Source organism: Sphingomonas sp. S2-65, from assembly GCF_021513175.1.
Lineage (GTDB): Bacteria > Pseudomonadota > Alphaproteobacteria > Sphingomonadales > Sphingomonadaceae > Sphingomonas.
The window spans coordinates 2607931-2629780 of the sequence record NZ_CP090953.1 but is presented as its reverse complement, the minus strand read 5'-3'; the positions used below and the strand labels follow the sequence as shown (position 1 = coordinate 2629780).

Below are 21850 nucleotides of genomic sequence, written 5' to 3'. Positions count from 1 at the left end.
TTGACAGCATGGCCCGGCGCGGCGGATAGGCGGGACATGGTTCCCCTTTCGTTCGCCGGTCATGAGTTTCGCGCACTGGCGCAGGGCGCGCTGTATTGGCCGGCGCGCGGCGCGCTGCTGGTCGCCGACCTGCATTTCGAAAAGGGCAGCTGGTTCGCGAGCAAGGGGCAGATGCTGCCGCCTTATGACTCGCTGGCGACGCTGAGCGAACTCACGGCGCTGGTCGAGCGCGTCGCGCCGCGCGAATTGTGGTGCCTGGGCGACAGCTTTCACGATTCGGCGGGATGCGAGCGGCTGCCGGCGCAGGCGCGCACGATGCTGACCGGGCTTACCGGGCGGCTCGACTGGCACTGGATCACCGGCAATCACGACGCGGCGCTGGTCGATCATTGCGGCGGGACGATCCATGACGAAGCCGTGATCGACGGCGTGGTGCTGCGCCACGAGGCCGATCCGCGCGACCCCCGCCCTGAACTTTCGGGGCATTTCCATCCCAAGCTGCGCGTGACGGTGCGTGGGCGGCAGATCGCCCGGCGCTGCTTCGTGGCGACGGGCACCAAGCTGATCCTGCCGGCTTTTGGCGCGCTGACCGGCGGGCTGGACGCGCATCATCCCGAGATCGTCCGGGCCGTGGGCACCGGCGCGCAGGCGCTGGTGGCGCTGGAAGACCGGCTGCTGCGCTTCCCGATCGCCGCCTAGGGCGTGGAAGCGGGCGCGCGGGGCTTGTTGCCCTCGCAGGTGACCGGACCGGGGCCGCTGGTGGTGCAGCGAGGATGGCCCGATACCAGGATCGCGCCGGTGCCCAGCGCGGTGGCGCGCGCGGTATAGCGGACGCCGACGCGGATGCCGCCATCGCCCTGCGCGACGAGATCGGCGTCTTCCGCCGTGAGCGCAGCAGCGTCGAAACTGCCGGTGCCCAGGTTGCGGACGCGCAGGCGCGCCGATGCGCCGGCGAGGGACATGGCGCCTTCCCCGGTCAACGTGGCGCGGACGTCGTCGGCAAGCAGCGACGCGACGTCGAGCGTGCCGAGCGCGTTGACTGCCAGATCGAGGCGGCTGGCGCGAAGCTCGGCGATGCGGACCTTGGCGCCGCCGGTGATCGTCACGGCGCGCAATGCGGGTGCGCCGATCCGGATTTTCGCGAGGCCCGCCGAGCGGGCGCCGCCGGTCACGCCGGTATTGACCACCAAGGTGCCGGCATCGACACGGATCGAGAGCGCGTCGAGCGTGCGGCGGTCCCCGATCGCCGCCGCGCGCGGCGATCCCGCGACGACTTCCACTTCGAACGGCCCCTCGACGCGGAGCCGATCGAAGCTGGTGATCATGTAGCTGCGTTGTTCGGCCGGAGCGGCGGCGGCGAGCGTCAGCAGGGGAGCCAGAGCGAGGATGCGCATGCCGCAACCCTTGCGCGGGGCGGCGGACCGCGCAAGCGCGGATCAGCTGCAGCGCGCCTCGCCGGCGCCGAGCGCGCTGGTCTTGCAGCGCGCGCCGCCAGTCAGCTCGACATCGCCCGAACCGATCAGCGAGACCGAGACATCGCCCTTCACGCGGCCGCGGAGGCTGCCCGAGCCGGCGACCGACACGTCGCCGCTGGTGGCGGTGAGCCCGGTGGAATCGACGTCGCCCGAGCCGGCGATATTGACCACCAGCCGCTGCGTGCCGCCGGCGACCTTCATGTTGCCCGAGCCGGCGATCGAGAGCTCGGCGTCGGTCGCCTGCATCGCGCCGATCACGAGATTGCCCGAACCGGCGATCGACGCATCGACATCGCCTTCGACCCGGTCGACGCTGAGATTGCCCGAACCCGCGATGGTAGTGTCGCTGATCCGCGGGGCGACGACATGGATGCGCACGGCGCCATTGTCCTTGCCGAACCAGGTGCTGCCCTTCTCGCGGCCGATCCGCAGATCGCCATTGACGACCCGGATGTCGAGAGTATCGAGCACGGCCGTATCGCCCTCCGCCGTGACCGAAAAGCGCGGGCCGACCTTCACGTCGACATCGTCGGGGCCGCGCAAGTCGATGCTGTCGAAATTGGCGACGCTGAAGCTGCGCGTGCCGCCGGTTCCCTGCGGCTGGGCGGCATGGCCTTCCTTGCGCTCGGCATTGGAATGGCAGGCTGCCAGCGGCAGCATCGCGGCGATCAGCAACAGGCGCATGGTATCTCCCCGGACGTGTGTTGACAGCGCAATACACCAGGTGCGCGGCAAAGAAAAGGGCGGCCGTTGCGGGCCGCCCCTTCCGATCACGCGGTCCGCGGCTCAGGCCGGGACCTTGTCCTTGTTCCAGATCGCTGCGGACTTGCGCAGGATATCGAGAATCTTGTTGAGCGCGGCCGGCTCGTCGGTCTCTTCCATCGCGGCAAGCTCGCGGGCGAGGCGCGAGGCCGCACCTTCGAAGATCTGACGCTCGGAATAGCTCTGCTCGGGCTGGTCCTCGGCACGGAACAAGTCGCGGACCACTTCGGCGATCGACACCAGATCGCCCGAATTGATCTTCGCTTCATATTCCTGGGCGCGGCGCGACCACATGGTGCGCTTGACCTTGGGCTTGCCCTTCAGCGTCTCGAGCGCTTCACGCAACGTCTTGTCGCTCGACAGCTTGCGCATGCCGACGCTCTCGGCCTTGTTGGTAGGCACACGGAGCGTCATCTTTTCTTTTTCGAAGCGCAGGACGTACAGCTCGAGCTGCATGCCCGCAATTTCCTGCTTCAACAGTTCGACAACACGGCCTACGCCGTGCTTGGGGTAAACGACATAATCGCCGACATCGAAGGACAGCGCCTTGGCAGCCATGTGCGAGGAACCTTTCGTGTAACCGGCCCCGAACTGTTGCGGTGTCGGTCCGCCGCGCTCTTAGGCGGCGGACAGGCGTTTCCGGGGCGACTCGTATTCTTCTCCGGGCGGAGGCGAAACTCGCCTACGTCGTGGCCCATTTAACACGGCCGTAATAAAATTACCAGCCAAAGGTCACCGTTCGCGCAGGAAAATGCGCGGTTCGGCACCCGGCAATGGTCAAGCGCGGCCCGTGGCGGACCGTCAAGCAGCGTCAGGAACCGCTGCCGGGCTCCGCCGAGAAATACTTGTCGAACTTGTCGGTTTCGTTCTTCATCGCGTCGGCATCGGCGGGCGCCTCGCCCTTCACGGTGATGTTGGGCCACTGCTCCGAATAGGTGCGGTTGAGCTCCAGCCACTTTTCCAAACCGTTCTCGGTATCCGGAAGGATCGCCTCGGCCGGGCACTCGGGCTCGCACACGCCGCAATCGATGCATTCGCTGGGATTGATGACGAGCATGTTCTCGCCCTCATAGAAGCAGTCGACCGGACAGACTTCGACGCAGTCCATGTACTTGCACCGGATGCAGGCGTCGGTGACGACATAAGTCATGGGTGTGCGGGCCTCTGCTCGAACGTCTTGAAGGCCGCCCTGCTATGCGCGGGCGGGTGTTCCGTCAATCGGATGCGGCATCCTGCGACACGTTTGCACCCTCGCCCGCACCGCTGACAAGATCCTGATAACAGGCGCGGCCTTCGGCGGGAGGGCCGCGGCGCGCCGGCAGCTGCTCGACTCGGACCACGCGGATCGCGCCATATAGCGGGAAAGCCAGCACCGATCCGACATGCACGGGTGCCGCCGAACGTTCGACCCGACGCCCGTCGATCCGCAAGGTGCCCTTTTCCGCAATCGCCTGCGCGGCGCTGCGAGTCTTCACCAGTCGCGCGAACCATAGGAAACGATCGACACGCATGGTGCCGGACTTATCCATCGCGCAGTCCGGCTAGCGCGGCGAAGGCGTTGTTGCTGGGCGGCGCCTGGGGCTTGGCGACGGGAGTCAGCCCCTGCCAGATCCAGCGTGCAGGCTCGCCTTCCTGCGTCTTGGCGGTGCGAAAGCCGAGTTGTGCCATCAGCCGGGCAAGCGTTTCGGGCTTCACGCCGATCGACGTGGCAAGCGCAGGATCGGGGGTGAAGGGCTTGCGTCCCTGACGGCTGTCATGCGCGGCACGGGCGATACGCTCGACCAGGTCGACGCGCACCGCCTGAGGGCCTAGCGGGCGGAAGCCGTGCGGCAGATCGGCGCCCGGAGCGCTGCGGGGCAGGACGGTGGCGCCGTCGCGCGGCGCCTCGGCCAGGCCCATCAGCTCGCGTCGCCAGCGCCCCGCGGCGGGCTTGAGCAGTGCAGGGGCGAACAGGTCGAGCGTGCCGATGGTGATGCCGATCTTGCGCAGCCGCTTGCGGGCGTCGCCGTCCAGCGCCTCGACCAGATGCGCAGCGGCGCGGCGCGGCATCAGCCCGCCGGCATCGAGCAGGGCATGGGCGAGCGCACGCAAGGGAGCACCGGCCTGCGCATCGCGCAGCGTCGCGTCGAGGTTGGCGAAGACGGGCAGATGCCGAGACAGTTGCTCGGCGAACCAGCGCTCCAGCCGCGCTTGCACTGCAGCACGCAAGGGCGCGTCGAGCACGCCGAGCGCGCGGTCGAGCACGATCTTGGGGCGCGCAATGCTGGCCCCGGTCTTGAGCTCGGCGACGCCAGTGCCGTTCCAGCTGAGGATAGTGCCGACCATCGACAGCGCCTGATCCTCCACCTCGGCCAGCGCCTCGCCGCGGCGGCGAAGCTCGCTCGCCAGGCGCTTTTCAGCGGCGGCCAGCAGCATGCGCTTGTCGGCGGCGCGTGCATCGGGCGCGACGGTGAAGCGGAAGCCGGCGAGCTTGCCGAGCGGATGCTCCTCGACCGTCACTTCGCCTTCGGGCCCGATGGTGACAGGAAGGTCACTGGCATCGGCACCGATCTGACGGAGCAGCACGGTGGTGCGCCGGTCGACGAAGCGCTGGGTCAGGCTGGCATGGAGTGCGTCGGACAACTTCTCCTCGACGCCGCGCGTGCGCTCGGCCCAGTGGAGCGGATCCTGCAGCCAGTCGGGGCGGTGGGCGATATAGGCCCAGCTGCGCGCGGCGGCGATGCGGCCGGCAAGGACCTCGACGTCGCCCGCCATGTTGTCGAGCCGCTGAAGCTCGTCGGCAAACCATTGGTGCGGCACATGGCCATTGCCTTCGGAAAGGTGCCCGAAGACGCGGCCGACGAAGCGCGCGTGCGGATCGGCGCCGAGCTTCCGGAAATCGGGCAGGCCGCACGCTGCCCAGAGCCTGGCGACCATGCGCGGCGAGCGGACGCGATCGCGGACCCAGGTCTCCTCCGCCAGCCGCTTGAGCACCAGCAGGTCGATCGCCTGGGGTGCGGGGCGGAGCACCTCCGCGTCGGGCTTCGCCTCCAGGCTGGCGATCAGCGCGTCGATGCTGGCATGATCGGGCTGACCCTGCCGCCAGAAGAGATGTTCCAGCCGGGCCACTTGATGCCCCTCGATCGCCAGCACTTCCTCCGGCGCGAAGGCGCTTGGGCCTTCCTCACTGAGCGCGCCAAAGGTGCCGTCGCGCTGATGGCGGCCGGCGCGGCCGGCGATCTGTGCCATTTCGGCGACCGTCAGGCGGCGTTGGCGGCGACCGTCGAACTTGTGGAGCGAGGCGAAGGCGACATGGGCGACGTCCATGTTGAGCCCCATGCCGATCGCGTCGGTGGCGACGAGATAGTCGACCTCACCGGCCTGAAACATCGCCACCTGCGCATTGCGGGTGCGTGGGCTGAGCGCGCCCATTACCACCGCTGCGCCGCCACGCAGACGGCGCAGCGCCTCGGCCACGGCATAGACTTCCTCGGCGCTGAACGCGACGATCGCCGAGCGGCGCGGAAGGCGAGAGAGTTTCTTCGCGCCGGCGTAGCTGAGCGTCGAAAAGCGCGGGCGCCCGATCACCTCGGCGTCGGGCACCAGCGCCTTGAGCATGGGCTTGAGGCTCTCGGAACCGAGGATCATCGTTTCCGCGAAACCCCGGGCGCGCAGCAGGCGGTCGGTGAAGACATGGCCGCGCTCTGGATCGGCGCCGAGTTGGGCCTCGTCGAGGCCGACGAACGCGACTTCGCGTTCGAGCGGCATGCTCTCGGCGGTGCACAGGAACCAGCGCGCCTTCGGCGGCAGGATCTTTTCCTCGCCGGTGATCAGACCGACATTTTCGACGCCCTTCATCTTGACCACGCGGTCATAGACTTCGCGCGCGAGCAGCCGCAGCGGGAAGCCGATCATGCCGCTGGCATGGCCGCACATCCGCTCCACCGCGAGATGGGTCTTTCCGGTGTTGGTCGGGCCCAGCACGGCGGTGATGGGAGAACGCGCGAACTGGCTCATGTCCCGCACAAGATCGTTCCGAGTCAGCCCTTAAGCAACACCCCCTGATTGCCGAAAAGCGTTAACCTTCTAACTTTTAGCCAGATTTGTTGTGGCATCTTCCTTTTATCGCAGGCCCGAACCGGCTCGGCGTATGGAAGCTGCATGCTTTGGCTGCTTAATTTGACTTTAAGCCCGTTGCTCCACAGTGATTCGCCTCGAGCCGGGGGTTGCGGCTACAGCGTAACGAGTGGGGGCGTGACGCCTTGTTCCTGCGGAACGACCATGAACTGAATCCAGGTGGCGGCGGCACGGCAGCGTTGGCGCGTGCGCATGTGCCCGCCAGCGTGAGCACTGCTCTGATCGTGCGGCCGCGGATCGGTACGTTCGACCTCGCGCCGGACCTGGGCGCGCAGATCGGTTCGTTGACCTGGTTCCGCGGCGTTGCGACTTGTATCGGCCTGTGCACGCTGACCTGGCTGTTGGCGCCTGGCCTCGAGAACCCGATATATGGCAGCGTTCCCGCGCCCTTGAAGGGCGCCGATTGGGAAGCCGCCCAAGCCCAGGCGATCAAGCCGCTGGGCCAGGGCGCCACCACCGGCTACCGCGTCGCCGCGACGCGGCTGGTAGCGCCGCTGACCGACACGCCAGAACGGCCGATCCTGGAATCCACCGCCAAGCTAGCTTCGGGCGACGCTCTGCTGGGCGTGTTGCAGCGATCCGGAGTGGGCAAGGCCGATGCCGCACGGGTCGGCTCGCTGGTAACCGAAGCCTTGGCGTTGGGCGAGATCCAGCCCGGCACGTTGCTGGACCTGACGCTGGGCCGCCGCGCCGACAAGACGCAGCCGCGGCCACTGGAAAAGCTCGCCTTTCGTGCCAAGTTCGACCTGAAGCTGGAGGTCGCGCGCGGCGGCAGCGGGCTTTCGCTCAAGCAGATCCCGATCGCGATCGACCATACGCCGCTGCGCATTCAGGGCGCGATTGGCGGCAGCCTGTACCGCTCGGCTCGCGCTGCCGGCGCACCGGCCAAGGCAGTCGAGGCCTATATCAAGACGCTGGCGAGCCGCGTCCCGGTTTCGGGTCTCGATTCCGGTTGCAAGTTCGACATCATCGTTGGCCAGGCACGTGCCGAAACCGGCGAAGTGCAGCTGGGCAACCTGATGTATGCTGGGCTGTCGGGCTGTTCGAGGAAAGTGCAGCTTCTGCCGTGGCAAACCGGCGGCAAAACCGAATGGTTCGACGGGCTGGGCCGCGGCAACAGCAGCGGCATGATGGCGATGCCGGCGCCCGGCCGCTTCTCGTCGAGCTTCGGCATGCGCAGGCATCCGATCCTCGGCTATGTCCGCATGCATCGCGGCGTGGACATCGCCGCACCCTGGGGCTCGCCGGTGTTCGCCGCAAGCGACGGAACCGTGCAGGTCGCCGGACGCAGCTCGGGCTATGGCAACTTCATCAAGGTGAACCATGGCAACGGCTTCGGCACCGGCTATGGCCATCTCAGCCGGATCCTGGTGCACAGCGGTGAGCATGTCCGCAAGGGCCAGCAGATCGGCGCGGTCGGCAATACCGGCCTGTCGACCGGTCCGCACCTTCATTACGAGATGTACAAGAACGGCGTCGCGGTGAACCCGCGCTCGGTGTCGTTCAATTCGATGCGCCAGCTAAGCGGCGACGATCTGGGCGCGTTCCGGGCGAAGCTGAGCCATTTGCTGGCCGTGCCGATCGGCCGGGGCGCGCAGAAGGACGAGGACTGAGGCTCGTTAGAGCCGGTCGTTCCGGTTCAGGGGTGTCGTGCCGGCCGATCGCTGATCGACAGTGCGTGGCGCCGAACCCTCACCCCTACCCTCTCCCGCAAGCGGGAGAGGGAGAAGCGGTCCTACTTTCCTTGCGAGCGCCAGCGGCGGATGGTGCGGTCGAGCATCTGGTCCTCGCCGCCGGTCTCCCGCCATAGCTGCGAGAAGAGCGGATCTTCGGATGCCGGGCGCTTGGATTCCTCGAGCGCATCAAACAGCAGGCGCACCGGAGTGGAGACGCCCTCTCCCACCGCGATGCATTCGCGGTTGCGGAGCGCCGGGATCGAGTCGAGGAAGCCGCGCGCGCCCTCAGGCATCGCCGCGCGCACGAATGCCTGGTCGCGCTCGTTGTTGAGGCGCATCGACAGAATGGTGCCGCATTGAGAAAGCACGCCCTCGGCTAGGTCGGACGGGCGCTGCGTGATCAGGCCGAGCGACACGCCGTACTTGCGGCCTTCCTTGGCGATGCGGCTGAGGATGCGGCCAACCGACGATCCGTCGGCATTACGTTCATTGGGCACATAGCGGTGTGCTTCCTCGCACACGAGCAGCACCGGCCGCTTGGACTCACCGCGCGACCAGATCGCGAAGTCGAACACCATGCGTGAGAGAACGGCGACGACCACGGAAGTGATCTCGCTGGGCACGCCCGATACGTCGATGATCGAGATGGGCTTGCCACCCCCCGGGAGGCGGAAGATGCGCGCCAGGAATGCGGCCATCGAATCGGCTACCAACATGCCGGAGAACATGAAGGCGTAGCGCGGGTCCGATTTGATCTCGTCGATCTTGCTGCGCAGGCGCAGATAGGGCGCAGTGTCCGTCGCCTTGTCCATCTTGCCCATTTCCAGCTGGAGGATCTGAGTAAGGTCGGACAGGAGGTACGGGATCGGCGCGTCCACGGTGAGCTTGCCGATCTCGGCGGCAAGGCGGTTCTTGCCCTTGGCGAGCAACAGGCACTTGGCGAGGATGTCGGCATCGACTTGGCGGTCAGCACCGCGCGTGGTCACGAAGACCTCGCAATGCTCCTCGAAGTTCATCAGCCAGTACGGCATCTGCAGGTTGGAGACGTCGAACAGGGCGCCCGTCGTCTTGAACGCGCTGGCATATTCGCCGTGCGGATCGATCATGACGATGTGCCCCTGCGGCGCCAGTTCGCATATGCGGTGCAGGATCAGCGCCGCGGCAGTCGACTTGCCGGTGCCGGTAGAGCCGAGCAGCGCGAAGTGCTTGCCGAGCATCGCGTCGATGTACAGCGCGGCGCGAATATCCTTGGTCGGATAGACGTTGCCGACCTCGATATGGGCACGGTCCTCTGCGGCGTAGATCTGCTTGAGATCCAGCGTCGACACCGGGAAGATCAGCGCGCCCGGCGTCGGGTAGCGGGTGACGCCGCGGCGAAACTTGTAGAGCTTGCCGGTGAGCTTCTCCTCATCGCCTTCGCCGAGGAAATCGATCTGAGCGACGATCCGATCGCCGCTGCCATCGAGCTTCATCGAGCGGACATTGGCGATCAGCCAGGTGCCCCCCACGCGCACCTTGACCTGACTGCCCATCTGTCCGGCATGGGCGACCGCGGCATCGCTGCTGCCCGCGAGTGCGTCCAGTTCGGCAGGGTCGAGCATGATACGGCTGGACGAGCCAGCGACTTCGATGACGGCACCGATCGGCTTCAGCACGCGCGCCGACAACGCCTCCCCTGCAGGGTGTGCGTTCGCCGGATCGAAAACGCGTCCGCCGAAATGACCGTCCATCGGATACTCCCACACGATTCGGCAGAGTTATGACGTCGGGAAGTAAAGATTGGGTTTGGTTAGCGCGCTAGAAGCGGCGCCATAAGGCGCCAGCACCCCAGCCGAGCAGCACCGACAAGAGCACCGCGGTCAGTCCATAGGCCAACGAGTGGCGGTCGGCCGAGCGAGCGACGAAGCGCTCGAACCCGGATTTGCGGATGTCGATCGGCCGCACCGCCGCGGCGAGTACCCTGCCGTCGCGGATAAGAAAGGTCTCGGCGGTGAACTTACCGACGGGAACGCGTGCCGGGATGTGGAGCCGGGCGCGATAAAGTACCCCGTCGGTGATCTCCACCGCCCTGGAGGCTTCGTAATACAGGCCGCGGCGGCTGCGCAGGTCGACCATTCCGGCGTCGAACCGGGACTGGACGTCGGGGGAGGCACCCGAGGCTGGGGAAAGCTGGAGGCTGTCGAGGCCCAGCTCGTAGATTGCGCGGGTACGGTCGTCGACCAGCTCGCGGACCGGTCGCGACGATGCGATGGCATAGAAACTGGGTGCCGACCGATAGCGCATGCGATCTGCGTTCACCCAGATGCCCGCGAACTTCTCCTTTTCGCGGACAAGCACCGATTCGGTCGGTCCCTTCACCACGATGACGATGTCGGCACCCGCACGGTTATGATCGGGTGCGGGGCTGTCGGGATAGAGAATGGCACCGAAGAGCAGCAGCTCGGCGCCGGTGAAGCTGTAGGCTATCTCGATAGCGCGCTGCGACACGTCTGGAACGAGCACCGGCTGCGCCTGCCCCATCAGCAAGGGCGCGGCGGCTACCGCAAGCCACGCCCGCCTCATGACAATTCGACCGAGTAGATTTCATCCGGCCGCCAGACGAGGCCGAGGAACATCCGCAGGGCGACGATCAGCACCATCACGGCGAGGGCAAGGCGGAGATATTCGGGCCGCATCTTCTGGGCGAAGCGTGCGCCGAGCTGGGCGCCGGTGACCGAGCCGAGCAGCAGCAATGCCGCGAGCACGATGTCCACCGCCTTGGTGGTAGTCGCGTGGACCAGAGTCGCCGCGGCAGTGACGAACAGGATCTGGAACAGCGAGGTGCCGACCACCACCTGCGTGCCCATGCCGAGCAGGTACAGCATGGCCGGCACGAGGATGAACCCGCCACCCACGCCCAGCAACACTGTCAGCACGCCGGTGCAGAAGCCCAGGATCAGCGGCGCCAGTGGCGAGATGTACAGCCCCGACCTGTAGAAGCGCCACCGTAGCGGCAGCATCGCCACCAGGGGATGATGGCGCCGCTTCCGCGGCTTGGCAGCGCGAGCACCGCGTGCGACCCGGACGGCGCCGACCGATTCCTGAAACATCAGCCCGCCGATCGACCCGAGCATCAGCACGTAGAGGATGCCGATCACGGTATCGATCTGGCCGCTTGCCTGAAGCATGGTGAACAGCCCAGCGCCGGCGATGCTACCGAGGACGCCGCCGACGACCAGCACCGCGCCCATATGGACGTCGACGCCGCCACGGCGGAAGTGCGCGAACACCCCCGACACGCTGGCCCCGGTTACCTGGCTTGCCGCAGATGCGGCCGCCACCGTGGGCGGGATGCCGTAGAAAATCAGCAGCGGAGTCGTCAAAAATCCGCCGCCGACTCCGAACATGCCGGAGAGCAGCCCGACGCCCAGACCCAGGGCGACGATGACGAGCGCGTTCACCGACAGATTGGCGATAGGGAGGTACAGGTCCATTGCACGCGGAGATACCGTGTTTGGCCCCGCTTGCAAAAGCCGCACGCGATCCGGATGGCCGATCGGCTAGAAGTCGCCCCCGAGGGTGAGCGCCAGGCCCGAACCCGGGCGGGCATCGCCGGCGACACGCTGTCGCCAATCCAGTGCCATTCGCACCGATCGGCCCCTGATGGGCACTCCCACGGTCACGGACGGTCCGACATCCAATCGTGCGGCATCACGTTGCGCCGCACCCCATAGGCCGGCACCGACCGCAAGCCTCAAGGGCCCAACGCGACCGACCCGTCGCGTGAGGCGCGCCGCACCATCGGCATAAGGCTCGATCCGGTCGCGGCGGATCGCGCCTGCCTGCCCGTAGCTCTCCAGGTGAAAGCTGGGGGCGATCTCGCCATCGGTCCCCCCGACGACCCCTGCGCCGAAACCTCCGCGCGTTCCATCCAAACCGACGCGGCGCTCGATCACCAGTCGCAGCGGCGCTCGGCTGGGTTGCCATTCGAGCCCGAGTGCGGCCTCCGCGCCACGGCCGCGCATCGGGGTGGTAGCACGTCCAAAAGCGGCGATGCGCGCAGCTGGCGCGATCAGCCACGCCACGCGGACTCCCGCCTGGCTTCCTCCGAGCTGGCCACCGCCAGGAGCTGCGCCCAGACCCGCACCCGGGCGCACTACGGCCCAGGCGCTTACCGACCACCGGTCCGGCGAAGGTGGCAGGCTGGCGGGTTGCGCAAGGAGCGTCGGCGACGGAGTGGGTATCGAGGCGCCGAGGATGATCCGCGGCAATCCTGGCGCCGTCTTTCCAATGAATGTGATGAGGGCGCGAGATGGCTTTGCGAAGGCGCGGGTGGGCGTGGCAAGTTGGGTGGAGACGAGCGCCTTCGATGATGGCAGCGTCAGCGCCGGCGCCCGTTCGGCTGGGAGTGTCTCCACGGGGCGAGGCATCCGAAGCCGCGGTCGCGCTTCTGCCGATAGCGGCAAGGGAGACAATGCCTTTAGCCCGTCGGGCAGCGAAGCGCCGTCCGGCCAGCGCTCTACCGTGCGGAACCCGATCCACCCGCTCAGGATCAGCGCCAGAAAGCGCAGCGGCCGGCCGCGGCCGGTCACGCTTCGGCAAGCTTCGTGTCGTCCGGAAAGTGATGCGCGGTCTTCTCCCATCGCGGCGCGCCACCCGCCAGGATGCCGAGGTACAGGAACAACGCGCGCCTGGCGGCGAGAAGCGCAATGTAGTTGGCCACCATGGTGCGTGGCACCGACAGGGCGGCTTCGCGCCATCCATAAGCGCGGTACACGAACAGCGCCCGCACCGCCGTCCGCCAGGCAAGCAGCAGCGCGTTGAGACGCAGGACCCAGGCGAGCGCGGGCGGCACGTTCGGACCAGCACCGCCGAAGAGCGCATGCCCGGTCCAGGACAGCCCCCACAGCACCAGGGCGCAATAGGCGACCACCAGCACCGGGATCGCCAGCGTCGTCCGCCGGTCGCGCATCCGCATCCAGTGATCACCAAGGTGCCGGGGCGGTGCCCAGCCCGTCCGGTCCCAGCCGGCAAGCGCGATTCCAGTCATCCACCGCGCCTTTTGTCGGACCGCCGCATGTACCTGGTGCGGGAAATACGCCCGGACGGCGACGAGATCGCCCGTATGGGGATCCGCCACCCGCGCGAGGATCGTTCGCCCGCCCATTGCGCCGATAGATAGCCCAAGCTCATAATCCTCGGTGAGACTGGAGGCGTCGAACGGAATGCCGCCGCGGTCTGAGGCGATCGCATCGATGAAGTCCCGGCGGATAGCGCAACCTACACCCGCGAGCGGAAGTCCCGCGCCGATCGCCTGGCGCACCAGCAGCTGCTTGCCATGGGCTTCCGCGAACTCATCAAGATAATGGCCGGACACGAACAGCGAGCGCGGATGACGCAAGGGTAGCACCGGGATCTGCACGGCGGCGAAGCGATCGAGCAAGCCAGCCACGACCGCGAGCTCGCGCGGATGCACCACATCCTCGGCATCATGGAGCATGACGGCGGCGAAGCGATCGCCGTCGCGCGCTTCATCCGCCCTCATGGCGAACCAGATGGCGTTGAGGCAATCGGCCTTGGTGGTCGGTCCAGGCGTCGGGCCGATGACCATCCGCACCCGGGGATCGGCGGCCATTACGTCGCGTACGACTGCAATCGTCTGCGGATCGTTCGGGTAGCAGCCGACGTAAATCCGATAATCGGCATAGTCGAACCGCGACAATGTTGCCCGCAGCATCTGCCCGATGACAGCGGACTCATCCCAAGCCGCTAGAAATATCGCGATCCTCGCGGGCGCAGGCTGCAACTCGGATAAAGCGGCGACCGGTCCTCGTCGGGTAGAAGTCGGCAGCCGCAGTATCAGCAACCGTATACCAAAGATGATATCGACCAACAAATCATCGATACCACCCAAGATGAACCACACAGCGGCAAACAGCGTTGCCTCACGTGCCGCAGCATCTACGACTGTCATGATCATGGTCCGCCCCTCGACCGTTGATCCGATTCGGAGGCTATTTATCTCGCCAGTCCCGCGTCGTAGCAAGTCGATTCACGCGCCAGGTATTACATCTGTCTATTTCGGACATATTACATGGCTTAACGCGGCGGTCCGTATCTTGATTTCGAGTCGTTTGCGGGGGCGAGAGAAATCACGAAAAGCCGTGGCTGCCGGACCGAATTGCTTAGCAGCGCGTTAGGACCACCGGTCCTTACCCTTTTGGACTGTGTCGAACAGGACACCGGCCGCGCCGCCCGCATCGGCGCGGCCGAATCCCCGGGCGGCGGACACCGCCCGGGTGCACCACTTACCAGTAAAAGCCGGGCAGAACGTTGACGACGACCCCGCGGCGCGTGTCGATCAGCAGCACGTCATTATAGTGACGCACCCAATTCTGGTACCGACCCGCACGCGGCAGGTGATAGCGCCAAGGATCGGCGATCACATACCGTCCGCCATAATATGGCGCACCGATGCGGGCCCCTGGGCGAAAGCGGGTGTAGCGGAACGGGGCATTCCAAGCACCGCGGGCGAACACGGTGCGATTGTTGGAACGGTAGCCGCGCCAATCGTCACGGCCCCAGTTGCGGTTCCGGTCGCGCAAATCCTCGCGATACTCGCGGTGCGCTTCGCGTACGTCGCGCCGCTCCTCGCGGATATCGCTGCGATCGCCGCGGCGGTACGCGTCTCGCAACTCGCGGCGTTCCTCGCGAATGTCCTGGCGGTCGCCACGCAGCTCGCGGCTGGACTGAGCGCTGGCAACGCCCGGCATCGCTGCGGCAGGCAGTGCGACGGCGGTGAGCAATGCCGCCGTGATGAATTTCCTCATGTCATCCTCCTTGCATGACACCGGCGGTTTCGCCGGCACCCCGCGTTCCTGGAGGATCGACGCTGAACGACGCGGGAACGCAACCGTCAGCTATGAGACAGGAAGATTATTGGCCGCCGCCCCCGCCGCCAGCGCCGCCCCCGCCACCCATGCCGGGTGCACCGACGGTGCCGATATTGCCGAACAGGTCCTCGAAGAACCCGCGCTCGCGGCCCAGCGTCGGCGTGGTCTTGCCGTAGGTCCCCACGTTCGCAATCAGCTTTTCGTCCATACGATCGACGCCCAGGACGTTGCCCGTGTCATCGAATCGCACGCGCAGGGCCATCTGCGTGCGCGCCTTGGGATCCTGAAAGCCGAAGTTGCTGCTGTCGCGAGAGACGTAATACCATTCGCCCTTGTTGAACTGGCTGGTCAGGGTCGGCTGGCCCAGCGTCTGCAGCACCGACTGGCGATTGTCGATGCCGGGCTGGATGGCGTCGACCAGCTCCTTGTCCACGACATAACCCTGATGCGTACGGGTCGGCGTGCAGGCAGCAGCGCCCAAGGCAGCGGCGAGCAGCGCGGTACTGGCGGCCAGGCGGACGGGGTTCGGCATCAGAGTCTCCAGACGATCTACGCGACAGCACGCGCGTGCGGATTGCATCGCACGCCATTCGCCTCAATATGCAGCAAAATGCGGCCAAACAAGGCCGCTTCCCGTTCAGGTGGACAAGACACGACGATGCGCATGTTCCAGCGGCTGTTCGGCAAGCCAGACCGCGGCACCGCTCCGCTTCTCTACGATCAGGTCGTGGCGCTTGGCCGCGCGCCTCACTGGTATCGCGAGGGTGCCGTCCCCGACACGATCGACGGGCGCTTCGACATGATCGCGGCGGTGCTGGCGATGGTGTTGCTCCGACTCGAAGCCGAGCCGGAAGGGATCGCATCCAGCACCGTGCTCGCCGAGTGCTTCATCGAAGACATGGATGGGCAGTTGCGCGAGATCGGCATCGGCGATGTCGTCGTCGGCAAGCACATGGGCAAGATGATGGGCATGCTCGGCGGACGTCTGGGCGCGTTCCGCACCGGACTGGCCGAAGGATCCTTCCGCGCCGTGATCGACCGCAACGTGTATCGCGGGCACGTGCCGGACGAGGCAGCGCGCGCGCATGTCGAGGGGCAGTTGCTGGCGCTTCGCGACCGGCTCAACGCCACCTCCCTTTCCACTTTGACCGCTGGCGAGTTGCCCCGATGACCTCCGACGCTGTGAACCCCGAATTGTCGCGCCCTCTCCGCCTCGACCAGATCGGCGCAGGCGAAAGCAAGGTCGATATTCATGCCGAGCCCGAGGAACGCGCTGCGCTCGCCCGGCGGTTCGACATCGTGTCCGTCGAGAGACTGGAAGCGCAGTTCACCTTGCGCCGGGATGCCGCCGGCGTGGTCGCCCGTGGGCATGTCTCCGGCGCGGTTACTCAGGCATGCATCGTCACCGACGAGCCGCTGCCGGTGCGTATCGAGGAAGATTTCGCCATTCGCTTCGTGCCCGAGCCGAGCGATGGCGCGGCGGGCGAAGATGAGTTCGAGTTGAGCGCCGACGAGTGCGACACGGTATTCTACACCGGCGGCACCATCGATCTGGGCGAGGCGGCCGCCGAAACGCTTGCCCTGGGTCTCGATCCCTATCCGCGCAGCCCCAACGCCGCCGCGGCGTTGCGCGAAGCCGGGGTGATCAGTGAGGAGGAGGCCAGGCGCCAGGCGGCGGAAACGGGCCCGTTCGGCGGTCTAGCTGCGTTGAAAGACAAGCTGGGAAAAGCTTGAGCGCCGGCCGCGCGGCCAGACCGCTTAAGTAGAGCTCCGCACGGGAAACGCCCGGGCCGGTACTGTTCCGAGGCGCATTTGTCCCGGATCGCGTCCGCGACGGCCCTCGGCCATATAGCAGGGGTTCCGAGGGCGCAGCTCTTCGGGTCGCACGGGAGCCGGATGGCCGCGAGGCTGTCCGGCTCTTTTCGTGTCAGCGCTCGCGTGTCGCGGCGAAGGTCACCTTTGAATAACGGTCGGCGATATAGCCGACCTCCCAGGCGGACTTCGCAAGGAACACCGGATTGCCGTCGCGATCCTTGGCCATCGCCCCGCGATTCAGCTCGGCGAACTCCTTGAGCGCGGCCGGATCGTCGCTGGAGATCCAGCGCGCGGTCTCGAACGGCGCCATCTCAAGCCCTGCCGCTACCTTGTACTCGGCATCGAGCCGGCTGAGTAGCACGTCCAGCTGGAGCTGTCCGACCACGCCGATGACCCAGTTCGAGCCGATCTCGGGATAGAAGACCTGGGTCACGCCCTCTTCCGCCATGTCGTCCAGCGCCTTGCGCAACTGCTTGGTCTTGGTCGGATCCTTTAGCAGCACGCGGCGCAGGATCTCGGGCGCGAAATTTGGCAGGCCGGTGAAGCGCACATCCGCCTTTTCCGACAGCGTGTCGCCCACGCGCAGCACACCGTGATTGGGAATGCCGATGATGTCGCCGGGATAGGCTTCGTCGGCAAGTTCGCGCTCGCGGGCAAAGAACAGGATCGGCGAATGGATCGCGATCGGCTTGCCGTGCCCCGTGGGCGTCAGCTTCATGCCGCGCTTGAAGGTACCCGACACCAGCCGCATGAAGGCGATGCGATCGCGGTGATTGGGGTCCATGTTCGCCTGAACCTTGAACACAAATCCGGAGACCTGGCCGGCATCCGGCGCGACTGGCGCGGGCTCGGCAGGCAGGGCGTGCGGCGGAGGCGCGAACTCGGCAATCGCCTCGATCAGCGAATCGACTCCAAACTCCTTGAGCGCGGATCCGAAATACACCGGCGTCAGATCGCCGTTACGGTACGCTTCGCCATCGAATTCGGGGTAGCCTGCCTGGGCCAGCTCGACATCGTCGCGCAGCTTGGCGAGGTTTTCAGGACTGACGATTGCGTCGAGCTGTGGATCGTCGAGGCCGCTGGTCTGGATCACCTTGCCCTGGAACTCGCGGCTGTCCCCTTCGGGAAGCAGCAGGCGGTTGGTGGCGAGGTCGAAGATCCCTTCGAACGTGCCGCCCATGCCGACCGGCCAGGTCATCGGCGTAACGTCGAGCTGGAGCAGGTTCGCCACTTCGTCGAGAATGTCGAACACCTCGCGCCCTTCGCGGTCGACCTTGTTGACGAAGGTGATGATGGGGACGTTACGAAGCCGGCAGACCTCAAACAGCTTCCGTGTCTGGCTCTCGATGCCCTTCGCGACGTCGATCACCATCACCGCCGAATCGACGGCGGTGAGAGTGCGATAAGTATCTTCGCTAAAGTCTTCGTGGCCCGGCGTATCGAGCAGATTGAAGGTGATCCCCTGCCGCTCGAACGTCATCACCGAGCTGGTGACCGAGATGCCGCGCTGCTGCTCGATCTTCATCCAGTCCGAGCGGGCGCGACGCGCCTGGCCGCGCGCCTTGACCTCGCCGGCCAAATGAATCGCGCCACCGAACAGCAGCAGCTTTTCGGTGAGCGTGGTCTTGCCCGCGTCAGGATGGGAGATGATCGCGAAGGTACGGCGGTCTTGGGGGGAAGGCATCGCGGCGCTGTAGCGGTTCACGCCGCCAACGTCACCTGCATGCTGAACGTCCGCGCCTCGGCCGGTTCAAAGCGAAGCATGCCAGGCTTGTCCCATATTTCGCCGTCGAAACCTTCGGGGTCAGCGATGCCGTGCCACGGCTCGACGCAGATGAACCGCGCCCCGGGCTTGGTCCAGATGCCGAGCTTCGGCATGCCTTCGAAGCCGATGTCCAGCCCTGGCCCGCTGCCGCCGTCATAGCGCAGCTTGCGGCTTTCGAGTTCGGTCCAGACCAGCGCGTCATGGGCGAACAAGGCATCGTCTAGCGGCAATTCGCGGGCATGCAGCGGCGACGGAAGTCTTTGCGGGCCGATCAAGCCGCCCGGCACGATCGCGGCGAGTCCGGCGGGCTCCGGCTTTTCGAACAGTATCCGGTGGGCCTCGCGCGGAAGGCCGAACGGCAACGGCCAGGCAAAGGCCGGATGGAAGCCGAAGCTGGCCGGCATCGGCCGGTCGTCACGATTGGTGACGGTCACGTCGATCGCCAGCGTCGCGCCGTCGAGCGTGTAGGCCGCGTCGAACGTGAAGGCGAACGGATACACTGCGCGCGTTGCATCATTGTCGGTCAGCCGTAGCACTGCCCGCGACGCACTTTGCGCCGCGACTTCGAACGCCTGTCGCCGGGCGAAGCCATGCTGCGGCAGGGCATATTCCTGACCATCGAGCCGATATCGATCCCCGGAGAGCCGTCCGACGATGGGGAACAACAGCGGCGCCCGCCCGGTCCAGAAAGCGGGGTCGGCATCAGTCATCAGCTCTCGTCCGCTGGCGTCGCGCAGGTGCGACAACTCCGCGCCGAACGGGTTGATGGCGGCGCTAAGCTGGTCCGAAGCAATCTCGATCATCGCGAAGTCGGTCATGGAAGCTCCTTGGCGCTGCAAATGATTTTGGCGGTGCCCGGCCCGCGAGCGCCGCGCGTTTACTATCATAGCTATATGGCCAAAGCCCTTTTCTACCTGCCGGTGGTCACCCCCTGGTGGTTCGACAACAACGTTGCCCCGCTGATCAAGAGCCTTGCCACCGAGGCTGAGGTCCACATCCTCGTACCGCCGTTGTGGCGAAACACCGGCATCGCGCCTGAACAGCTGAAGGGGTTCGATTCAACGCCCGGGCTTCATTGGCATATCGTCGAGGGGGATAGTCACGCGTCGCTCAGGACATACCCGGCGGATCCAGACGGCCTGGTTCAGTTCGTCCATTCCATCGGACCTGATTACGTCCTGTGCAGGAGCGCGGATGTCAGCCTGCGCTTTCCCCGGCAAGGTGGTCCACCTTCTCGAAGCGGGCGCGAACCCGTTCGTTTCTCCGTCCGCGAGCATCATCCTTCAGCAAGATGTTCGGGATTGGCACACCAAAGCCAGCGTTCGGCATGGATGTTTGACCGCAGGATGGGCGGCGGCGTCTCCGACAGGTTCGTACCGAAGATTGTTGCTGGTGCACCCGACAAGATTCGAACTTGTGGCCTCTGCCTTCGGAGGGCAGCGCTCTATCCAGCTGAGCTACGGGTGCGTCCGCCAAGCGCCTAGCAAAGGCTGGCAGGTGGCGCCAGTCGATTTATGGTTGCTCGACAGGCTTCGATGCGCGCGGGGTGCGGGTCGTGGGCGGCGGCGTCTTGGGCTTGTAGGGGCAAAGGTCGACGACGGCGCAGCGCCAGCATTCCGGCGTCCGCGCCTTGCACGTGTAGCGGCCGTGCAGAATCAGCCAATGATGCGCATGCAGCCGGAAAGGCTGCGGCACTGCTTTTTCGAGCTTCAATTCGACCGCAAGCGGGGTCTTGCCGGGAGCGAGGCGGATGCGATTGCAGACGCGGAAGATGTGCGTGTCGACCGCGAAGGTCTCGCGTCCAAAGGCAGAATTCAGCACGACATTCGCCGTCTTGCGGCCGACGCCCGGCAGCGCTTCGAGTTGCTCGCGCTCGGCAGGCACTTCGCCACCATGCTGCTCGATCAGGGCGCGGCTCAGCGCAAGAACGTTTTTGGCTTTGGTGTTGTAGAAATTGATCGTCTTCAGCCGGTCGCGCAGCGTCTCTTCACCCAATGCCGCCATCTTCTCGGGCGTGTCGGCTTCGGCGAAGAGCCGACGCGTCGCCTTGTTGACACCGGCGTCGGTCATCTGGGCCGAGAGCACCACCGCCACCAGCAGCGTGAAGGCGTTTACCGATTCGAGTTCGGTTTTGGGGTGCGGATTGTCTTCGGCGAGGCGTGCGAAGAATTGAACGACCTCCGCCTTCTTCACACGCCGAGAACCTGATCCATCGTGTAGCGGCCGGGAGCACGGCCGGCGAGCCAGAGCGCGGCACGCACCGCGCCCCGGGCGAAGATCGCGCGGTCGTCGGCGCGGTGGATGAGTTCGATCCGCTCGCCGGCGGTGGCGAAGACGACGGTGTGATCGCCAACCACCGATCCGCCGCGAAGCGACGCCATGCCGATCGTGCCGTTAGCGCGCGGGCCGGTCAGCCCGGCGCGCCCTTGCACGCCGGCTTCGCTCAACGTCGTGCCAATGCCCTTGGCTGCGGCCTCCCCAAGCATCAGCGCCGTGCCAGAGGGGGCATCGGCCTTGTTGCGGTGGTGCATCTCGACGATCTCGATATCCCAGTCGGCACCGAGCCGTGCCGCGGCTTCGCGCACGAGGTGCGAGAGCAGGCCGATACCCAGCGAGGTATTGCCGGTCTGGAGTACGGCGATGTCGCGCGCAGCTTCGTCGATCAGGGCGTGGTGCCGGGCGCCAAGCCCGGTGGTGCCGATCATGATCGGGGTGCCGGCGGCTCGCGCAGAGGCCAGATGCGCCTCCAAAGCCGCAGGAGCGGAGAAGTCGACCAGCGTATCGGCCTTGCGGGCAAGTGCGTCGGCGTCCCCACCCATATCGCACCCGCCGGCGACTGGCGCGTTCAGTTCGGGCGCGACCTCCGCAATCGCCTGTCCCATCCGTCCCATGCTGCCAAAGATACCGATGCTAGTCATGGCCGCGCTTTTGCACCAGCGAACGGCCAAGCGACAGGGTTATTCGTCCTGGTCCTTCTTCTTGCCGAACGGCATCTTGAGCGAGAACATCACACCGGGAACGCTAGCGCCGGGAAAGGTCCGCTGCACCGCCTGCACATCGGCCTTGCCAACCCCGCGAAGGTCGAATTCGGCCCGCAGCGGCTTTTCGCGGTAGGGATCGGCCTCGATGGTGCGGACGCGCAAACGGTCGGGATCGGCCTTGCCGCAGACCACCACGTCCTCACCCGCTACCGGCTGGCAGCTGCGTTTGGGCAGGACCGGCGGGATCGTCTCGTCCCCGCCCGGAAATGCCCTGGGTCGGTCCTGCACGGCGGACGAAAGCAGCAACGCGACAATCAGCATGACCCGGCGTCCCCAGCGGTTCAGCGGGGAAGCTGCGGGGCGATTGCGGCAGCGGCGTGGCGACCGG

At 66.3% G+C, this 21850-nt stretch carries 22 protein-coding genes and 1 tRNA gene; 4 read left to right on the top strand and 19 right to left on the bottom strand.

What is annotated here, in order from left to right; all coding sequences use genetic code 11:
- Positions 1 to 36: 36 nt before the first annotated feature.
- A complete protein-coding gene (gene pdeM / locus LZ586_RS12310) occupies positions 37 to 699 on the top strand; it encodes a ligase-associated DNA damage response endonuclease PdeM (protein ID WP_235076582.1) in 663 nt (220 codons plus the stop codon).
- Here pdeM and LZ586_RS12305 read toward each other — a convergent pair.
- From LZ586_RS12305 to LZ586_RS12280, 6 genes are all read right to left on the bottom strand, one after another.
- On the bottom strand, positions 696 to 1394 hold the full coding sequence (locus LZ586_RS12305; RefSeq protein WP_235076581.1) for a GIN domain-containing protein: 699 nt from the start codon (positions 1392 to 1394) through the stop codon (positions 696 to 698). The two genes, pdeM and LZ586_RS12305, sit on opposite strands and share 4 nt — an antisense overlap.
- Positions 1395 to 1436: 42 nt before the next feature.
- Positions 1437 to 2159, bottom strand: coding sequence for a head GIN domain-containing protein (locus LZ586_RS12300; protein ID WP_235076580.1), 723 nt, complete (start codon positions 2157 to 2159; stop codon positions 1437 to 1439).
- Positions 2160 to 2261: 102 nt separating this feature from the next.
- Positions 2262 to 2795 (bottom strand): CarD family transcriptional regulator, encoded by a 534-nt coding sequence (locus LZ586_RS12295; protein WP_235076579.1) that lies wholly within the window; start codon positions 2793 to 2795, stop codon positions 2262 to 2264.
- A 253-nt stretch (positions 2796 to 3048) separates the two neighbouring features.
- Positions 3049 to 3387 carry a ferredoxin FdxA gene (gene fdxA / locus LZ586_RS12290; RefSeq protein ID WP_235076578.1) on the bottom strand — a complete coding sequence of 113 codons (339 nt, stop codon included), beginning with the start codon at positions 3385 to 3387 and terminating at the stop codon, positions 3049 to 3051.
- 64 nt (positions 3388 to 3451) lie between these two features.
- Entirely contained in the window at positions 3452 to 3766 is a 315-nt protein-coding gene (locus tag LZ586_RS12285; RefSeq protein WP_235076577.1) for an RNA-binding S4 domain-containing protein, read from the bottom strand.
- Positions 3759 to 6233, bottom strand: a complete 2475-nt coding sequence (locus LZ586_RS12280; protein ID WP_235076576.1) for a helicase-related protein — start codon at positions 6231 to 6233, stop codon at positions 3759 to 3761. The genes LZ586_RS12285 and LZ586_RS12280 overlap by 8 nt, the downstream gene beginning before the upstream one ends.
- A gap of 245 nt (positions 6234 to 6478) precedes the next feature.
- Between LZ586_RS12280 and LZ586_RS12275 the strand changes: the two genes are divergently transcribed.
- Positions 6479 to 7966 carry a M23 family metallopeptidase gene (locus tag LZ586_RS12275; protein WP_235076575.1) on the top strand — a complete coding sequence of 496 codons (1488 nt, stop codon included), beginning with the start codon at positions 6479 to 6481 and terminating at the stop codon, positions 7964 to 7966.
- A 122-nt stretch (positions 7967 to 8088) separates the two neighbouring features.
- On the opposite strand, the gene LZ586_RS12270 is transcribed toward LZ586_RS12275, so the two are convergent.
- From LZ586_RS12270 to LZ586_RS12240, 7 genes are all read right to left on the bottom strand, one after another.
- Positions 8089 to 9759: an ATP-binding protein gene (locus tag LZ586_RS12270; protein ID WP_235076574.1), complete on the bottom strand. Its 1671-nt coding sequence runs from the start codon at positions 9757 to 9759 to the stop codon at positions 8089 to 8091.
- A gap of 67 nt (positions 9760 to 9826) precedes the next feature.
- Entirely contained in the window at positions 9827 to 10591 is a 765-nt protein-coding gene (locus LZ586_RS12265; protein ID WP_235076573.1) for a TIGR02186 family protein, read from the bottom strand.
- The gene (locus LZ586_RS12260; RefSeq protein WP_235076572.1) at positions 10588 to 11502 is read right to left on the bottom strand and encodes a sulfite exporter TauE/SafE family protein; all 915 of its coding nucleotides are present in this window, start codon (positions 11500 to 11502) and stop codon (positions 10588 to 10590) included. Before LZ586_RS12260 ends, LZ586_RS12265 begins: the two co-directional genes overlap by 4 nt.
- Before the next feature lie 66 nt (positions 11503 to 11568).
- On the bottom strand, positions 11569 to 12600 hold the full coding sequence (locus LZ586_RS12255) for a hypothetical protein (protein ID WP_235076571.1): 1032 nt from the start codon (positions 12598 to 12600) through the stop codon (positions 11569 to 11571).
- The gene (locus LZ586_RS12250; RefSeq protein WP_319938059.1) at positions 12597 to 13982 is read right to left on the bottom strand and encodes a glycosyl transferase family protein; all 1386 of its coding nucleotides are present in this window, start codon (positions 13980 to 13982) and stop codon (positions 12597 to 12599) included. Before LZ586_RS12250 ends, LZ586_RS12255 begins: the two co-directional genes overlap by 4 nt.
- A 334-nt stretch (positions 13983 to 14316) precedes the next feature.
- Positions 14317 to 14838, bottom strand: a complete 522-nt coding sequence (locus tag LZ586_RS12245; RefSeq protein ID WP_235076569.1) for an RcnB family protein — start codon at positions 14836 to 14838, stop codon at positions 14317 to 14319.
- Between the two features lie 106 nt (positions 14839 to 14944).
- Entirely contained in the window at positions 14945 to 15433 is a 489-nt protein-coding gene (locus tag LZ586_RS12240; protein WP_235076568.1) for an outer membrane protein assembly factor BamE, read from the bottom strand.
- A 126-nt stretch (positions 15434 to 15559) separates the two neighbouring features.
- Here LZ586_RS12240 and LZ586_RS12235 point away from each other — a divergent pair, with 126 nt between their 5' ends.
- Positions 15560 to 16072, top strand: coding sequence for a ubiquinol-cytochrome C chaperone family protein (locus tag LZ586_RS12235; RefSeq protein ID WP_235076567.1), 513 nt, complete (start codon positions 15560 to 15562; stop codon positions 16070 to 16072).
- Complete coding sequence (locus LZ586_RS12230) at positions 16069 to 16635, top strand: YceD family protein (RefSeq protein ID WP_235076566.1); 567 nt, start codon at positions 16069 to 16071, stop codon at positions 16633 to 16635. The genes LZ586_RS12235 and LZ586_RS12230 overlap by 4 nt, the downstream gene beginning before the upstream one ends.
- Positions 16636 to 16828: 193 nt before the next feature.
- Here LZ586_RS12230 and LZ586_RS12225 read toward each other — a convergent pair whose 3' ends face one another.
- From LZ586_RS12225 to LZ586_RS12200, 6 genes are all read right to left on the bottom strand, one after another.
- On the bottom strand, positions 16829 to 18400 hold the full coding sequence (locus LZ586_RS12225; protein WP_235079800.1) for a peptide chain release factor 3: 1572 nt from the start codon (positions 18398 to 18400) through the stop codon (positions 16829 to 16831).
- A 17-nt stretch (positions 18401 to 18417) separates the two neighbouring features.
- Positions 18418 to 19299, bottom strand: a complete 882-nt coding sequence (locus LZ586_RS12220; protein ID WP_235076565.1) for an aldose 1-epimerase family protein — start codon at positions 19297 to 19299, stop codon at positions 18418 to 18420.
- A gap of 572 nt (positions 19300 to 19871) precedes the next feature.
- A tRNA-Arg gene (locus tag LZ586_RS12215) sits at positions 19872 to 19948 on the bottom strand.
- A 45-nt stretch (positions 19949 to 19993) separates the two neighbouring features.
- Positions 19994 to 20674, bottom strand: coding sequence for an endonuclease III (nth, locus tag LZ586_RS12210; RefSeq protein WP_235076564.1), 681 nt, complete (start codon positions 20672 to 20674; stop codon positions 19994 to 19996).
- Positions 20671 to 21399 (bottom strand): 4-hydroxy-tetrahydrodipicolinate reductase, encoded by a 729-nt coding sequence (gene dapB / locus LZ586_RS12205; protein ID WP_235076563.1) that lies wholly within the window; start codon positions 21397 to 21399, stop codon positions 20671 to 20673. Before dapB ends, nth begins: the two co-directional genes overlap by 4 nt.
- A 39-nt stretch (positions 21400 to 21438) precedes the next feature.
- Positions 21439 to 21783, bottom strand: a complete 345-nt coding sequence (locus tag LZ586_RS12200; RefSeq protein ID WP_235076562.1) for a fructose-bisphosphate aldolase — start codon at positions 21781 to 21783, stop codon at positions 21439 to 21441.
- Positions 21784 to 21850 lie beyond the last annotated feature (67 nt).

Bases quoted from the DNA above. Each gene is read 5' to 3' on its own strand.
- LZ586_RS12265 (WP_235076573.1), bottom strand. From the start codon at position 10,591: ATGAGGCGGGCGTGGCTTGCGGTAGCCGCCGCGCCCTTGCTGATGGGG.
- fdxA (WP_235076578.1), bottom strand. From the start codon at position 3,387: ATGACTTATGTCGTCACCGACGCCTGCATCCGGTGCAAGTACATGGAC.
- LZ586_RS12285 (WP_235076577.1), bottom strand. From the start codon at position 3,766: ATGGATAAGTCCGGCACCATGCGTGTCGATCGTTTCCTATGGTTCGCG.
- pdeM (WP_235076582.1), top strand. From the start codon at position 37: ATGGTTCCCCTTTCGTTCGCCGGTCATGAGTTTCGCGCACTGGCGCAG.
- LZ586_RS12245 (WP_235076569.1), bottom strand. From the start codon at position 14,838: ATGAGGAAATTCATCACGGCGGCATTGCTCACCGCCGTCGCACTGCCT.
- LZ586_RS12295 (WP_235076579.1), bottom strand. From the start codon at position 2,795: ATGGCTGCCAAGGCGCTGTCCTTCGATGTCGGCGATTATGTCGTTTAC.
- LZ586_RS12230 (WP_235076566.1), top strand. From the start codon at position 16,069: ATGACCTCCGACGCTGTGAACCCCGAATTGTCGCGCCCTCTCCGCCTC.
- LZ586_RS12220 (WP_235076565.1), bottom strand. From the start codon at position 19,299: ATGACCGACTTCGCGATGATCGAGATTGCTTCGGACCAGCTTAGCGCC.
- LZ586_RS12305 (WP_235076581.1), bottom strand. From the start codon at position 1,394: ATGCGCATCCTCGCTCTGGCTCCCCTGCTGACGCTCGCCGCCGCCGCT.
- LZ586_RS12250 (WP_319938059.1), bottom strand. From the start codon at position 13,982: ATGACAGTCGTAGATGCTGCGGCACGTGAGGCAACGCTGTTTGCCGCT.
- LZ586_RS12200 (WP_235076562.1), bottom strand. From the start codon at position 21,783: ATGCTGATTGTCGCGTTGCTGCTTTCGTCCGCCGTGCAGGACCGACCC.
- LZ586_RS12280 (WP_235076576.1), bottom strand. From the start codon at position 6,233: ATGAGCCAGTTCGCGCGTTCTCCCATCACCGCCGTGCTGGGCCCGACC.
- LZ586_RS12260 (WP_235076572.1), bottom strand. From the start codon at position 11,502: ATGGACCTGTACCTCCCTATCGCCAATCTGTCGGTGAACGCGCTCGTC.
- LZ586_RS12270 (WP_235076574.1), bottom strand. From the start codon at position 9,759: ATGGACGGTCATTTCGGCGGACGCGTTTTCGATCCGGCGAACGCACAC.
- LZ586_RS12225 (WP_235079800.1), bottom strand. From the start codon at position 18,400: ATGCCTTCCCCCCAAGACCGCCGTACCTTCGCGATCATCTCCCATCCT.
- LZ586_RS12300 (WP_235076580.1), bottom strand. From the start codon at position 2,159: ATGCGCCTGTTGCTGATCGCCGCGATGCTGCCGCTGGCAGCCTGCCAT.
- LZ586_RS12240 (WP_235076568.1), bottom strand. From the start codon at position 15,433: ATGCCGAACCCCGTCCGCCTGGCCGCCAGTACCGCGCTGCTCGCCGCT.
- dapB (WP_235076563.1), bottom strand. From the start codon at position 21,399: ATGACTAGCATCGGTATCTTTGGCAGCATGGGACGGATGGGACAGGCG.
- LZ586_RS12235 (WP_235076567.1), top strand. From the start codon at position 15,560: ATGCGCATGTTCCAGCGGCTGTTCGGCAAGCCAGACCGCGGCACCGCT.